The sequence below is a fragment of the Mucilaginibacter sp. genome, from assembly GCF_028287845.1.
Lineage (GTDB): Bacteria > Bacteroidota > Bacteroidia > Sphingobacteriales > Sphingobacteriaceae > Mucilaginibacter.
The window spans coordinates 20,585-35,238 of record NZ_JAQBOW010000086.1 but is presented as its reverse complement, the minus strand read 5'-3'; the positions used below and the strand labels follow the sequence as shown (position 1 = coordinate 35,238).

General features: G+C 39.7%; 17 protein-coding genes. 8 read left to right on the top strand and 9 right to left on the bottom strand.

Going from position 1 to position 14,654, the window contains the following annotated elements:
* The 4 genes from JWP71_RS08535 to JWP71_RS08520 form a co-directional block, all read left to right on the top strand.
* The coding region (locus tag JWP71_RS08535; protein WP_366143527.1) for an acetate uptake transporter at positions 1 to 590 on the top strand (590 nt) is incomplete at its 5' end.
* A gap of 9 nt (positions 591 to 599) precedes the next feature.
* Entirely contained in the window at positions 600 to 980 is a 381-nt protein-coding gene (locus JWP71_RS08530) for an SRPBCC domain-containing protein (RefSeq protein ID WP_299498618.1), read from the top strand.
* Between the two features lie 121 nt (positions 981 to 1,101).
* Positions 1,102 to 1,623, top strand: a complete 522-nt coding sequence (locus JWP71_RS08525) for a DUF4251 domain-containing protein (RefSeq protein WP_299498616.1) — start codon at positions 1,102 to 1,104, stop codon at positions 1,621 to 1,623.
* Between the two features lie 77 nt (positions 1,624 to 1,700).
* On the top strand, positions 1,701 to 2,228 hold the full coding sequence (locus JWP71_RS08520) for a DUF4251 domain-containing protein (RefSeq protein WP_299498614.1): 528 nt from the start codon (positions 1,701 to 1,703) through the stop codon (positions 2,226 to 2,228).
* A gap of 11 nt (positions 2,229 to 2,239) precedes the next feature.
* Here JWP71_RS08520 and eutC read toward each other — a convergent pair whose 3' ends face one another.
* Both eutC and JWP71_RS08510 read right to left on the bottom strand, forming a co-directional pair.
* Positions 2,240 to 2,989: an ethanolamine ammonia-lyase subunit EutC gene (eutC, locus tag JWP71_RS08515; RefSeq protein ID WP_299498612.1), complete on the bottom strand. Its 750-nt coding sequence runs from the start codon at positions 2,987 to 2,989 to the stop codon at positions 2,240 to 2,242.
* A complete protein-coding gene (locus tag JWP71_RS08510) occupies positions 2,986 to 4,362 on the bottom strand; it encodes an ethanolamine ammonia-lyase subunit EutB (protein WP_299498610.1) in 1,377 nt (458 codons plus the stop codon). Before JWP71_RS08510 ends, eutC begins: the two co-directional genes overlap by 4 nt.
* A 183-nt stretch (positions 4,363 to 4,545) precedes the next feature.
* Between JWP71_RS08510 and JWP71_RS08505 the strand changes: the two genes are divergently transcribed.
* Positions 4,546 to 5,310: an SRPBCC family protein gene (locus tag JWP71_RS08505; protein WP_299498609.1), complete on the top strand. Its 765-nt coding sequence runs from the start codon at positions 4,546 to 4,548 to the stop codon at positions 5,308 to 5,310.
* A 227-nt stretch (positions 5,311 to 5,537) separates the two neighbouring features.
* On the opposite strand, the gene rplT is transcribed toward JWP71_RS08505, so the two are convergent.
* From rplT to thrS, 4 genes are all read right to left on the bottom strand, one after another.
* Entirely contained in the window at positions 5,538 to 5,882 is a 345-nt protein-coding gene (gene rplT / locus JWP71_RS08500) for a 50S ribosomal protein L20 (RefSeq protein ID WP_299498606.1), read from the bottom strand.
* A 77-nt stretch (positions 5,883 to 5,959) separates the two neighbouring features.
* The gene (rpmI, locus tag JWP71_RS08495) at positions 5,960 to 6,160 is read right to left on the bottom strand and encodes a 50S ribosomal protein L35 (RefSeq protein WP_158996148.1); all 201 of its coding nucleotides are present in this window, start codon (positions 6,158 to 6,160) and stop codon (positions 5,960 to 5,962) included.
* A 91-nt stretch (positions 6,161 to 6,251) separates the two neighbouring features.
* Entirely contained in the window at positions 6,252 to 6,818 is a 567-nt protein-coding gene (infC, locus tag JWP71_RS08490; protein ID WP_299498604.1) for a translation initiation factor IF-3, read from the bottom strand.
* Position 6,819: 1 nt separating this feature from the next.
* Entirely contained in the window at positions 6,820 to 8,745 is a 1,926-nt protein-coding gene (gene thrS, locus JWP71_RS08485) for a threonine--tRNA ligase (RefSeq protein WP_299498602.1), read from the bottom strand.
* Between the two features lie 132 nt (positions 8,746 to 8,877).
* Between thrS and JWP71_RS08480 the strand changes: the two genes are divergently transcribed.
* Positions 8,878 to 9,399 carry an O-acetyl-ADP-ribose deacetylase gene (locus JWP71_RS08480; RefSeq protein ID WP_299498600.1) on the top strand — a complete coding sequence of 174 codons (522 nt, stop codon included), beginning with the start codon at positions 8,878 to 8,880 and terminating at the stop codon, positions 9,397 to 9,399.
* Between the two features lie 3 nt (positions 9,400 to 9,402).
* On the opposite strand, the gene JWP71_RS08475 is transcribed toward JWP71_RS08480, so the two are convergent.
* A complete protein-coding gene (locus JWP71_RS08475) occupies positions 9,403 to 9,630 on the bottom strand; it encodes a hypothetical protein (RefSeq protein WP_299498599.1) in 228 nt (75 codons plus the stop codon).
* Positions 9,631 to 9,670: 40 nt separating this feature from the next.
* Complete coding sequence (locus tag JWP71_RS08470) at positions 9,671 to 10,399, bottom strand: (Fe-S)-binding protein (RefSeq protein ID WP_299498597.1); 729 nt, start codon at positions 10,397 to 10,399, stop codon at positions 9,671 to 9,673.
* A 150-nt stretch (positions 10,400 to 10,549) separates the two neighbouring features.
* Between JWP71_RS08470 and JWP71_RS08465 the strand changes: the two genes are divergently transcribed.
* Positions 10,550 to 11,443 carry a c-type cytochrome gene (locus JWP71_RS08465; RefSeq protein ID WP_299498595.1) on the top strand — a complete coding sequence of 298 codons (894 nt, stop codon included), beginning with the start codon at positions 10,550 to 10,552 and terminating at the stop codon, positions 11,441 to 11,443.
* Positions 11,444 to 11,457: 14 nt separating this feature from the next.
* On the opposite strand, the gene JWP71_RS08460 is transcribed toward JWP71_RS08465, so the two are convergent.
* Complete coding sequence (locus JWP71_RS08460) at positions 11,458 to 12,798, bottom strand: MFS transporter (RefSeq protein ID WP_299498593.1); 1,341 nt, start codon at positions 12,796 to 12,798, stop codon at positions 11,458 to 11,460.
* A 343-nt stretch (positions 12,799 to 13,141) separates the two neighbouring features.
* Here JWP71_RS08460 and JWP71_RS08455 point away from each other — a divergent pair, with 343 nt between their 5' ends.
* Positions 13,142 to 14,266, top strand: coding sequence for an AAA family ATPase (locus tag JWP71_RS08455; protein ID WP_299498591.1), 1,125 nt, complete (start codon positions 13,142 to 13,144; stop codon positions 14,264 to 14,266).
* The last annotated feature ends 388 nt before the right edge of the window (positions 14,267 to 14,654 follow it).

The following is a 14,654-nucleotide window of genomic DNA, read 5'->3' as shown; positions in this document are numbered from 1 at the left end:
ATTTTATGACAACAATTGCTCCTGTTAAGGATGGCATAGCCAATCCTGCACCACTTGGCTTATGCGCTTTCGGTATGACAACCGTTCTGTTAAACATCCACAACGCCGGCTTTTTCGAAATGAATTCGATGATACTGGCAATGGGCATTTTTTATGGTGGCCTGGCACAGGTGATTGCCGGTATTATTGAAGCTAAAAAAAATAACACTTTTGGTTTAACAGCTTTTACATCTTATGGCTTTTTCTGGCTTTCGCTTGTAGGTTTAATTGTATTACCTAAGTTAGGATGGGTTGCCGCTCCGGCGGGTTCTGCCATGGTTGCTTACTTGGCAATGTGGGGTTTGTTTACCTTTTTTATGTTTTTTGGTACACTAAAATTAAATCGCGCGTTACAGTTTGTTTTTGGTTCACTTACCATTTTATTTGCATTACTGACTATTGGCGATGCTACTGAAAATAAAAACATTACACATTTAGCCGGATATGAAGGTATAATTTGTGGCGCATCGGCAATTTATGCAGGTATTGCCCAGGTACTAAATGAAGTTTATGGAAAAACGGTGTTGCCAATTGGCCCTGTAAATAGCTAAATTGCGCAAGTGAAAGATTTTAAAAAATATTATATAATTCCGGCTACTCCGGATGAAGTTTATATAGCGCTTACCAATCCGCTTACTATTGAGTTGTGGACGGGTGATACTGCAGAAATGTCGACAGAACCCGGCTCTGAATTTTCTATGTGGGATGGAAGTATTGTTGGGAAGAACCTTGAGTTTGATCCCGGTAAAAAAATAGTTCAGCAATGGTATTTTGATGGGCAGGAAGAAGAATCTATTGTCACCATCAAACTGCATCCTGATAAAGGAGGCACATCAGCAGAATTAAGACATACCAATATTCCCGATTCCGGGTATGATGATTTTGTTGATGGCTGGAACAATAGCTACTTTGGCGCTTTAATAGATTTTTATGAAGGATAATTTAAAAACCACACCACAAAAAGCCTCCACGATTGTTATTGAGGGCAGCTTTTTTATTAAACAATATTTGAGTATTTTTATTTATAATAAACCTTTTGATATATTATAAATCCTACTTACAATGAAAAAATTACTTAAAATATTAGGTGTTGCCCTAATTTGTATATACAGTTTTAACACTGTAAATGCACAAAGCGCGAAAGCGGATAAAAAAGCGGCCAGATCAGCCGAAACAAGCAGAATTATAAATGCTGTAAATTATGTTTTTATAGCTAATTATGTATTGCCCTTACATGGTGGCGGTAAACCGCTAAACGGTGAATATAGCGTATCTGTCTCAAAAAACAAGTTAGTTATTTATCTTCCTTATTTTGGCAGGGCATATACTGCACCTATGGATGCAAGCGATGGAGGCATAAAATTAAACACTACTCATTTTGATTATAAAGCGGAACGAAATAAAAAAGGCAACTGGAATATTGTTATTAAACCAAAAGACCGGGAAACATCCGGCTCAAAAGATGTGCAATTATTGAGGCTTACTATATCATCCGACGGATATGCATCATTGCAGGTTACCAGCCTTAACAGGGAGTCCATATCATTCAACGGGATAATTGAAGAGCAAAAAAAGGAAAAGTGAGCGCATGGTTTTTATTTAAAAACTTATTAGCTTTAAAAAATTATACTAAACTACCAATAAACCAAAAAACCATGAGAATGAACACATTAATAAAAACCGTATTGATTTTTACAGTTGCTTTATTAAGCATAAATTCGGTAAAAGCACAAAAAGTAGATAAAAAAGCGGCAAGAATGGCGGCTTACCAAAAAATGATTGACACTGCTGATTTTACTATAATTATGGAAAAAGCTTTTCCTAAAAATATGAACCAGATACTTTTATCCGGATCGCCTTATTTTAGTATTTCGCATGGTGTAGCAGAATGTGACTTACCTTATTATGGTGGAGATAAAATCATCAATGCAGGTATAAAAGCCAAGTTTCACACAACCAATTTTGATTATCAATCGCAAAAAACTGTGCCTTCAACTAATCCATACCAATATAATATGTTGGTAAGTCCAAAACCCGGAACAACTGATATGGGTAATGTTGCCCAGGTTGTTGTTAGTATTATAACTGAGGACGTTGTGCAGGTACAGCTTATTTTTACAGATCCAAATCTTGACCCTATTGGTTTCCAGGGGTATATCCAAAAATATAAAAAGATGGATGATAATTGATTTAATATTTGCTATTTCAACAATCCCGCATTATCCTTTAAAAGAAAGCCAGAGAGTTTTCTTTTAAAGGATTCTTGTATTAAATAGAATATCTTTTCTGCCGCCTGTTTATAGTTGAGGCCACCGGGCCTTATGTTAGATATACAATTTCTTGATTCGTCTGTTAAACCCGGTTTAGGGTTATAAGTTAAATAAACCCCTATACTATCTGCCGAGCTTAACCCGGGCCGTTCACCTATCAATATTAATGATAATTTAGCTTTTAACGCTGATGCTATTTCATCGGCTATAGCTACCCTGCCCTGTTCAACAAGTACCATATCAGCCAATTTTAAATTTACTGATTGCAGCAGGGGCATCAATGCTGCTAACAAACCTGAGGCATTTGCATTAACTGCTGTTGCAGATAGTCCTTCTGCTATAATTATGGATATGTCTGTTGGTGAATGATGATCTGCCAAGCCTGTTAATGATACCTCATTTAATTTCCTGCCTAAGTCTGGTCTTTTTAAATATTGCTCCCTGTATCCGGCCATACTTTGCAGATGCAATACGGGTAAATTAAATTGTTTAAGGCTATCTGTCAATCCAACAATATCTAATTCTGAATATATGGCATCCCGCGCGTGTGCATGGGCCAATTTAAACTCCAGCGATTCTTTAAGCGGGATACTGGTGCCGGGCCGCCCAATAGCTATACGTGCGGCCGTAAATTCCTGCAATGCAATTAATGGCTCTGCAGATTTGATTGTCTTTTTCATATCTTACCCGCTTTAAGCAACCCATGCATTGCATCAACCGATAATAAATTACCCTTATTATCAACTATCCCCTGGGTAATCAGCCATAGTTCAAATTCGGGCGCAGGACGCAGGTCTAATACTTTACGCAGATATAAAGCATCATGAAATGAGGTGGATTGATAATTCAGCATAATATCATCAGAACCCGGTATACCCATAACAAAATTGCATCCGGCTACTCCCAAAAGGGTAAGCAGGTTATCCATATCGTCCTGGTCGGCTTCGGCATGGTTGGTGTAGCATACATCAACCCCCATAGGCAGGCCCAGCAATTTTCCGCAAAAATGATCCTCTAATGCCGCACGTATAATTTGCTTTCCGTCATATAAATACTCAGGCCCGATAAATCCTACAACTGTGTTAACTAACAATGGTTTATATTTTCTTGCTACAGCATAGGCACGTGCTTCGCAAGTTTGCTGATCGACCCCAAAATTTGCGTTGGCCGACAGGCAGCTACCCTGCCCGGTTTCAAAATACATTACGTTATCGCCCACGGTACCTCGTTTTAATGATAAGGTTGCCTGGTGAGCTTCTTCTATCAGATCTAAACTAATGCCAAAGCTTGAGTTGGTTTTCTCTGTACCGGCTATGGATTGAAAGCAAAGATCAACCGGTACGCCTTCATTTATAAGCTGTATAGTTGTGGTGATATGGCTAAGTACACAAGCTTGCGTAGGTATATTAAATTGCTGCCGCAGGTTATCTATCAGTAATAATAAATTAGCTACAGCCGTGGGGCTATCTGTTGCCGGATTAATGCCAATAACGGCGTCGCCACTGCCATAAAGCAGCCCGTCAATAATGCTTGCTGCAACACCTTTAGGGTCGTCCGTTGGGTGGTTGGGTTGCAGGCGGGTTGAAAAATGGCCCGTTAAACCGATGGTATTACAGAACCTGGTAACCACTTCGCATTTTTTTGCTACTGCGATAAGGTCTTGGTTTCGCATTAGTTTAGATACCGCTGCAGCCATTTCGGGGGTTATACCTGTTGCAATGCTTTGCAAGATTTGGGTTGTGGTATCATCGCTTAACAGCCAATCGCAAAATTCACCAACGGTTAAATGGCTTATCGGCTCAAAAGCTTCTTTATTATGCGTATCAATAATAAGCCTTGTTACTTCGTCATGCTCATAGGGTATAACTACTTCATTCAGGAAAGTCTTTAATGGCACATCTGCCAAAGTTATCTGCGCTGCCACACGCTCTTCATAGCTTGAAGCACATATTCCTGCCAACTCATCACCCGACCGGTATGGCGACGCCCTGGCAAGCAGCGTTTTTAAATCCTCAAACCTGTATACTTTGTTTTTTATGGTGTGTCGGTACATTATTAGCTTTAAATAATTAAAGTTAAGAGTTATGCGAGTCAATACAAATGATCGGACATTAAAGCAGAACTATTTACATACCTATCTGTCAAAATTCAATTTTACTTACCATAATATAGTTCATTTTAAATAAATTAAAACCTCATTGCTTTAATGCTGTTTATCTGATATAGATTAAATATTATGACAAGCATAGCAATACAACCTATTAAAGGAAATATAAATTCTGAACAAGAAGAGATTAATTTAAACTGGCCGGAGCGTTATATTTCTATAGCGGCAGGTGTAAAACTTGCTTTATCGGGATTGGGTAATTTATTTTCAAGCCCATTCACCAGCATTTTAAAATTAGGCGCGGGCGGATATTTATTAAATAGAGGCGTTAGCGGGCATTGCGCTATTTACTCAAGGATAGGAAAGAATACACAGGAACCGGTTAATATTAATATCCGGTCTACTTTTACTATTAACAAACCACGCCAGGAAGTTTATAATTTTTGGCGCAAATTGGATAATTTGCCTTTATTTATGAACCATTTGGAAAGTGTGGAACTATTGGATAACGAGCGCTCACACTGGGTGCTTAAATTACCTACTGGAGTTGGCACCGTAAGTTGGGACGCGAGCATAGTAAAAGATAAACCCGGCGAAGTAATTGGCTGGAGTTCATTACCAAATTCAATAATTGATAACGCCGGTAAAGTATATTTCAGAGATGCTGCCGACGGAAAAGGCACTTTGGTTGATGTGATAATAACTTACCAGCCACCTGCAGGCGGCGTTGGCGCAAGCATAGCGCATATATTAAACCCTTTCTTTAAAAACATAGTTGATAACGATGTGCGCAACTTTAAGCAGTACATGGATATTGATACCTCTTTAAAACCGGTTATAGCCCATAACGGAAAAAGTCATAAGCCGACAGTACATAAATCGGCTTCAAATTAAACTTCGCAATAATTGTAAAATAGGAAAGCCCCGCTACCAGCAGGGCTTTCCTATTTTGTTTTAAATCCACGCTTATCACTATACATGGTTAGTGTCCTTCATGAATTAATAAGATCAGTTAAAAAACTAATATAAGTAAATAAATCAGCTTTCGGGAGAATGACTGATTTATTAGTCAAAAAAAAGACCCGCTCATCGCGGGTCTTTTAAATATCTGTAAAATACTATTATTTTACTGCGTCAACTATCGCTTTAAATGCATCTGGATGATTCATTGCTAAATCAGCCAATACTTTACGATTTAAACCAATCTCTTTTGCAGTTAATTTACCCATTAACTGTGAGTAAGAAATTCCGTGCTGACGGGCACCAGCGTTGATACGTTGGATCCATAATGCTCTGAATTCTCTTTTCTTGGTTTTACGGTCGCGGTAAGCATATTGTAAACCTTTTTCTACTGTGTTTTTAGCAACGGTATAAACCTTGCTTCTTGAACCCCAATAACCTTTGGCGAGGTTCATGATCCTTTTTCTGCGTCTTCTCGACGCTACGGCGTTAACTGAACGTGGCATTTCTTTTGATTTTTGGTAGTGAGTGTTTCGTTTAAACGAAAACTTAAAACTCTAATACCTGGTTAAAAATTAATTAATTACTTCCCGATACAAAGCATGCGTTTAACGTTACCCATATCAGCATTAGAAACTAAACTAGTGTGAGTTAGGTTACGCTTACGTTTTGTTGACATCTTTGTTAAGATGTGGCTTTTGTATGCGTTCTTTCTTGCAATTTTACCGGTTCCAGTAAGCTTAAAGCGCTTTTTTGCACTGGAATTGGTTTTCATTTTTGGCATATCCGTTATTTATTTGTGTTAGTTATTCACGTTATCTCAACGCTTTATCTTCATTTGCACATCTGCATATTTATGCATCTGCACATTAATTTTATTTCTTAGCTCCTTTTGAAGCTACGGTTAAAAACATCCGTTTTCCTTCAAGTTTTGGTAACTGCTCAACTTTGCCTACTTCTTCTAAAGCTTGTGCAAAACGCAACAGCAATATTTCTCCCTGCTCTTTGTAAACAATTGCACGGCCCTTAAAGTGAACATAAGCTCTTACTTTTTCGCCTGCTTCTAAAAACTTGGTAGCATGCTTTAGTTTAAAGTCAAAGTCATGGTCATCAGTATTCGGTCCGAAGCGTATTTCTTTTATAACTGTTTGCTTGGCGTTACTTTTTATCTCTTTCAGCTTTTTCTTTTGCTCGTAAATAAACTTATTATAGTCTGTTACTTTACAAACAGGAGGTACAGCATTAGGAGATATCTCAACCAGATCCAGATCTTGTTCTACAGCTATCGCTAACGCGTCTTTTAATGAATAAATACCTTGTTCTACATTATCGCCTGTTAAACGAACTTCTGCAGCCCTGATAAATTGATTGATGTTATGTTCAGCTTCTTTTTTCTTAAAAGGAAGCCTGGGTCCTCTGTTGAAAGGTTTGTTTAATGCCAAGTTATACGGTTATTTCTTTAATTATTTGTTTTTTAAATTCTTCTATGCTCATACTTCCCAAATCGCCCTGACCATGTTTGCGTACCGAAACTACTTCTTCTGCAGCTTCTTTTTCACCCACAATCAGCATATACGGGATTTTTTTGACCTCAGCATCACGTATTTTACGCCCTATCTTTTCATCCCTGAAGTCAATTAGCCCGCAAATATCCGAATTTTTTAACTCATCTGAAAGTTTTTTTGCATATTCTTCGTATTTTTCGGATATCGGCAAGATAATAAACTGCTCAGGCGATAACCAAAGCGGAAAATTGCCGGCGCAATGTTCAATTAATACCGCCACAAAACGCTCTAACGACCCAAATGGCGCACGATGGATCATTACCGGGCGATGTTTTTGATTATCACTTCCTGTATATTCCAGTTCAAAGCGTTCGGGCAAATTATAATCAACCTGTATAGTGCCCAGTTGCCACTTCCTGCCCAAGGCATCTTTTACCATGAAATCAAGCTTGGGGCCATAAAATGCCGCTTCGCCTAATTCAACTACAGTTTTTAAGCCTTTCTCGTCAGCCGCTTCAATAATAGCAGATTCTGCAAGAGCCCAATTTTCATCGGTACCGATGTATTTGGCTTTATTTTCAGGATCGCGTAAAGATATTTGTGCTGTATAATCATCAAAGCCCAATGCTTTAAACACATATAGTACCAGGTCAATAACCTTTTTAAATTCTTCTTTTACCTGGTCGGGACGGCAAAATAAATGCGCGTCGTCCTGTGTAAAGCCTCGTACACGGGTTAAGCCATGCAACTCGCCGCTTTGCTCATAGCGGTAAACGGTACCAAACTCGGCCAAACGTACCGGAAGATCCTTGTATGAACGTGGCTTGGTTTTATAAATTTCGCAATGGTGCGGGCAGTTCATCGGTTTTAAAAAGAACTCCTCTCCTTCCTGCGGTGTTTTTATAGGTTGAAAAGCATCAGCACCATATTTTTCATAATGGCCAGAAGTTACATATAAATTTTTATGACCAATATGTGGGGTGATCACTTGCTCATAACCAGCTTTAACCTGTGCCTTTTGTAAAAAATTAACTAAACGTTCGCGCAGGGCTGTACCTTTTGGTAACCATAACGGTAAACCCATTCCTACTTTTTCAGAAAAAGCAAACAATTCAAGTTCTTTACCCAGCTTACGGTGATCGCGTTTTTTGGCTTCTTCCAGTAAATGCAGGTAATCTGTAAGCTCACTTGCTTTAGGGAAAGTTACGCCATAAATACGGGTAAGCTGTTTCCGGCTTTCGTCGCCGCGCCAGTAGGCACCGGCAACACTCATCAGTTTAACAGCTTTTATAAAACCTGTGTTAGGGATATGCGGGCCACGGCAAAGATCTGTAAAGTTACCCTGCGAGTAAAAAGTGATAGAACCATCAGGCAGATCTTTTAACAGGTCCAGCTTATATTCATCATCCTTTTCGGTGAAATATGCCAATGCATCTGCCTTAGAAACAGGTTTGCGAACAAACTCTTCTTTGGTTTTTGCCAGCTCAATTATTTTATCTTCTATTTTCTTGAATTCGTCTGATGAAAACTCACGGTCGCCAAAATCAACATCATAGTAAAAGCCGGTTTCGATAGCCGGGCCAATACCAAATTTTGTACCGGGATAAAGCGCTTCTAAAGCTTCGGCCATTAAGTGTGCCGATGAATGCCAGAAAGTTGATTTACCTTGAGTATCGTTCCAGGTTAACAGTTTTACTTTAGCATCTTGTTCTATTGGGCGGCTTGAGTCCCAAACCTGGCCGTCAACTTCGGCGGCTAATACGTTACGGGCTAAACCTTCGGAGATAGACAATGCTATCTGCATGGCAGTGATCCCTTTGTCATATTGACGAACGGACCCATCGGGTAGTGTAATATTAATCATCTACAACTATGATTTAAAGTTTATAAAATTACGTTTCTCGGTCACCTACGTGTGTAACCATATTTTGAGTTGCGAATTTAAGGATTTTATTGGTTATCTAAAACTCACTTATTAAACAGTTGTTAATCTGTTATGAACGAACGTATTGAATTATTACAGGGCGATATCACAAAAATAAAAGCCGATGCTATTGTTAACGCTGCAAATACTTCTTTATTAGGAGGTGGCGGGGTTGATGGGGCCATACACCGGTCCGGAGGCAAGGCTATATTGGAAGAATGTTATAAAATACGTGAGCGCCAGGGCGGCTGTAAAACCGGCGAAGCCGTGATAACCACAGGCGGAAATCTGCCTGCCAAATATCTAATACATACGGTTGGGCCTGTATGGAGTAAAAGTGAAAGTGCCCGGTCTAACCTATTGCTGACTAATGCTTACCGTAACAGCCTGGAATTGGCCGTGCAAAACCATGTTAAAACTATTGCCTTTCCTAATATAAGTACCGGGGTATACCATTTCCCAAAACCTGATGCTGCTGAAATTGCTATACATACAGTTAGTGATTTCCTGGCTAATCACCCACAAATTGAAAAAGTAATATTTGTTTGTTATGATGATGAGAACTATAAACTATATCAAAAACAATTAGCTTGATACTTAAAGCAATTTGGATTGATAACGTTCCCTAACATGCTGATTAATGTAGGTGGTTAACCCCTCCCCCTTTTTAGCAAGGATCTTCATTTGGGCGATAGCCTGCGCACCTGCGCTTTTGTTAGTATATAAGTACACAGATCCATCCCTGAATTTTATGCTGATGCTGTCTTTGCCTGTTTCGTAGGCAACAACGCCGGTATTCTGATTGGCTGTTTTATAAGACTGCATGTTGGAATTGCAGCAAACCAACTGCCAAAATTGGTTTTAACTATACATTCCCCCACCCATGCGCCAACACATCGGCTAAATGGATGGTTTTTATAGGGAGGTTATTTTTGTCGATATAGCTTTGCAGGTGCAGTAGGCATGACGCATCCGTCGAGATGATATATTCCGCATCTACAGATAGCGCATTTTCTACTTTTTGCTGTGCCATAGCACTTGATATAGCGTCAAATTTAACCGCAAATGTCCCGCCAAAGCCGCAGCAGGTATCGTTTTGCGGCAGTTCAACCAGTTCAAGTCCTAATACCTTTGATAGTAGTTGGCGCGGTTCTTCTTTTATCTTGCATTCGCGTAAAGCGGCGCAGCTATCGTGATAAACGGCACGGCCCTCCAACTCTGCCCCAAAATAATCAAATTGCAGTATGTTTACCAGGAAATCAGAAAGCTCATAAATATTGCCCTGTATGGTACGGCATTTATTATGAACTACTGTATTGGTAAACAAATCATTATAATAATTCTTTACCATACCCGTACATGATGCAGACGGGGTTATAATGACGCTATCTTCAGAAAATCCATCCAGAAATTTCCGACCAACAACTTTAGCCTCATCCCAAAAGCCGGCATTAAATGCCGGTTGTCCACAGCAGGTTTGCTCCGGGTTATACTCAACGGTACAGCCTGCTTTTTCTAATACCTTAACAGTATTAAAAGCAGTATCCGGAAATAGTTGATCTATAAAACAGGGTATAAATAGTTCGGTCTTCATTGGGCGCTAATTTGAGAAAAAGTTTTTGTTAGTCCTAAAACCTAAGCCGTTTACTTTAAAGTTATATGATTTAATTATTTCTAAAACATTGTATTGGCAATTCTGTCTTTTAATAAGATATCTCCAACAAATGGGTACATATCTGTAATTATGAAAAAATATAGATTTATCACTATTATATGTTTAATAATTACAGTATACGGCTGTAAAACACACTTCGCTACCGGGCAAGAAAATTATAAAGCAACCATATCGCCATTGGCTTTTGAAAGAGGAAAAGCACTGGTATTTAGTTCCTGCGCCGGTTGCCATTATAATCGTTCGGTTAATAAGTTTATCGGTAATCCTATTCATGATGTTCCGGGAATTGCTGGCAAGGTATATTCGGCAAATCTTACCAATTCAAAAACCTATGGCATCCCTCCGCATTATACTGATGCCGAGCTAAAGTATTTGCTTAAAACCGGTATTGCCAAGGATGGCCGTTTTATACCTTATATGTTGCGCCCTAATATGGCTGATGAGGATATTAACGCTATCATAGTTTATTTACGCTCAAATGATCCGGCTGTTACCGCGGGTGATACAACTATTGGCACTACTCATTATAATATTATTGGGAAATTATATATGGGCATGACCGCAAAACCATTGCCTTATAAAACCGGTATAATATTACCTGCTGATAATATTGCTATGGGACGCTACCTGGTTGATAATATTGGCTGTTTTCATTGTCATTCTAAAAAGCTTACTTCGTTAAATTACATCGACCCGGAGCAGACCAAAGGTTACCTGGCAGGCGGTGCAAAATTTAAAAATGAACAAGGCGATGATATATACGCTTCTAATATCACCCCGGATAAAGAAACCGGAATAGGAAAATATACCAAAGCAGATTTTAGAAAAGCTTTAAAAGACGGCGAATCGCCCAAAAGGAAACTTCATCCCCCGATGGCAAAATTTAAAAGCCTAAATGACCACGAAATAGATGCTATTTATAGCTATTTACAAACAATTACACCAGTATATCATAAAATATAAGGCTCACTGGTCTATTAAACAATTGCCACTTCCGGGTGTGGGGCCGTAGGTGTTTTTTTAGCTTTCTTCTCGGCAAATAGCAGCGATATCATCAGCATAAGCCCTACAACAAAAAAGCAATCTAAGGCTAAAGCCGCATCGCGCATTTCATGCGTCCATGCTTCAACAGAGGCAAAGCAGAGCAAACCAACAACTATTGATGATTTTTCGGTTACATCATAAAAGCTAAAAAACGAAGCCGTATCAGGTATATTAGGTGGCAGGTATTTTGAATAGGTGGAACGCGATATGGATTGCACCCCTCCCATTACTGCCCCCACTATTGTGGCTGCAATAAAAAACTGCGGTGTGTTGGCTATAAAGTATACTGATAAGCAAAGTACCGTCCAGATGGATACTAAACCAACCAGCGTTTTTATATTGCCATATTTAGCCGATAGTATCGATGTGAGCCATGCCCCTATTACACCCACCACCTGTATAACCAATATAATAGTTATTAAGGTATCCTGCGGCATATTTAACTCTTTTGCGGCAAACTGGGCAGCTACCAGCATAATGGTTTGCACACCCACCGAATAAAAGAAAAAAGAAGAAAGAAAGCGCCTCAGCAAAGGCATGGTACGCACCTTTTTAAAAACTTTGCTCAACTCTTTAAAACCACCTGTAAATACATTGTAATTGTGCTTGCCTGCGTTGGGTTGCCCCTTTGGTAATAACCTGAAAGGTATAATAGAAAAGCCCATCCACCATACAAATACCATTACGAAAGAAATACGCGACGGCAGGTCGTCACTGGTAATGCCAAAGGTTTTAGGCGACAATACCACTATAAAACATAATATCTGCATCACCAAACTACCCACGTAACCATATATAAACCCTTTGGCACTTACGTTATCCAACTGATCTTCGGTGGCTATTTGCGGAAGGTAAGAGTTGTAAAAAACAAAGCCGCCGCAATAACCTATACACGCCAGTCCGAAACATGTCATGGGTATTTCGAGGCCGCTATCGGGCTTAAAAAAGAACAAGCCCGCGCATGACAACGCACCCAACCAGGTGAAAAACTGAAGGTATGCCCTTTTATTACCTTTATAATCGGCAATGGAAGTTAGAATAGGCAATATAGCTACCACCACCAAATAGGATATGCCCAAAACGAAATTAGACAATACGGTATTAACAAATTTATGTCCGAAGAAGGTAACCACATCGCCGGTTTTTTTATTGGCGGTTACGGCTACATAATACGCCGGAAAAATGGTGCTGGTTATCACCATGTTATAAGATTGATTTGCCCAATCGAACATGCACCATGCCCAAATGGTTTTTTTGTTGTTTTTTGCTTCCATGTAGTTGCTAAAAGTATATAAATTTTAGCAACTACAAAACATTTTAACACAACAACAGCGCAGCAAAGTGTTTCACAAAAATATGAAACACATGAAACATTATTTTAGGTTAACTTATTGATATTAAGTATTTTAACAAAACGAGTGAAACACTTTGAAACAGTACTAACACTTTAGGTAAATCATGATAAATATCTTATAATAAGTATTTTATGTTATTTTACCAATTTTTGCAAAATTGGGGTGAAACACCTGATGAAACACTTTTTTTTGCCGTACTGACAAACTAGCGTCACCATAAATTTATGCGGACTTCCCTACCTTGCATAAAACCCAAATTTTTATGGATAATTACAGTAAACCCGCTCATTATTTTGAGCGACCAACGGAAATTGAGCTTATCCGGTCTATGGCTAAGGGCCCGCTAACCGCTAAACAAAATCAAACACTTAATAACCTGTTGCAAACTCCGGCCGACAGTAAAGACGCGTTTATTATTAAACCGGCTGCCGACTTTTTGCAGATAACTAATAACCAACCCAATACAGGGATGCTTTTTGGCGATTTTTGGTATGAGGGCGAGCTATGTATCCTTTTTGCCGATACCAATGTGGGCAAATCCATACTGGCGGTGCAAATTGGCGATGCCCTTAGCCGGGGCACGCCTATCCCCCGTTTTGCTATGAAGCAACAACCTTCAACCGTTTTATATTTTGATTTTGAGCTGAACGATCAGCAATTCGCCAAAAGATATACCAGCGATTTGCATGGCCGGCACCAGTTTGGCACCAGCTTTTACCGGGTAGTTTTTAACCCCAATGCCAGCGGGGCGCATAAGTTTAACAGTTATCATGATTATATCATTAACGCGCTCGAAAACGCGCTTATTACCAGTCAGGCGCGTATCATCATTATTGATAACATTACCTGCCTGCGCAGCGGCACCCAGGCTGCTGCCAGCGCCATTAGTTTGATGCATAGGCTGCAAACCCTTAAAAACAAATACGGCCTTTCTATACTCGTACTGGCGCATACGCCCAAGCGCAACCCCGCCAGGCCCGTTACCCGAAATGATTTGCAGGGCAGTAAAATGCTCATCAATTTTGCCGACAGCGCGTTTGCCATCGGCGAAAGCCAGGCCAAAACGGAGATGCGTTACCTTAAACAAATTAAACAGCGCAGCGGCAGCCAGGTTTACGGCGCGGCTAATGTGTACCTTTGCGAGATCATCAAACACTATAATTTTCTGCAATTTGAATTTGTAGGGCCGGGCAACGAAGCCGACCACCTGGTACACTACACCGAGCAGCACCGCCAAAATACCGAGGCCCGCATTACGCGGCTGCACCAACAGGGCCGTAGTCTGCGCCAGATTGCTAAGGATACAGGCATATCTTTTTCTACTGTGTTTAGATTGGTAAAAAGGTTGGGGGATGAAGAAGAAGTTGAGCAAAATCAGGAATGTTAAAAACACCTTTTTGTCATCCTGAACGTAGTGAAGGATCTTATTAAATTGATAAGTATAGGGCAGTCATTCAGATAAATTTGTTATCACCACCAAAACGCGCGATGGTTAAACCGGTCTATGACAATCAAAATTCATATCGGCCATGTGCTGATTACGACATTGTAGTAGGAAATAGTTTAGTTTACAAAAATGTCATTTCCATTGCTGGCCTTTGTTGGTGTTATCACCACCAAAACGCGCGATGGTCAAACCGGTCTATGACAATCAAAATTCATATCGGCCATGTGCTAATTATGACATTATAGTACTTGTTGGTGATAACACCAACAAGAGCGAAAAATTCCTTCCCTGTCCTGACTGATTTTCAGCCATACAACCTTAATTCGCC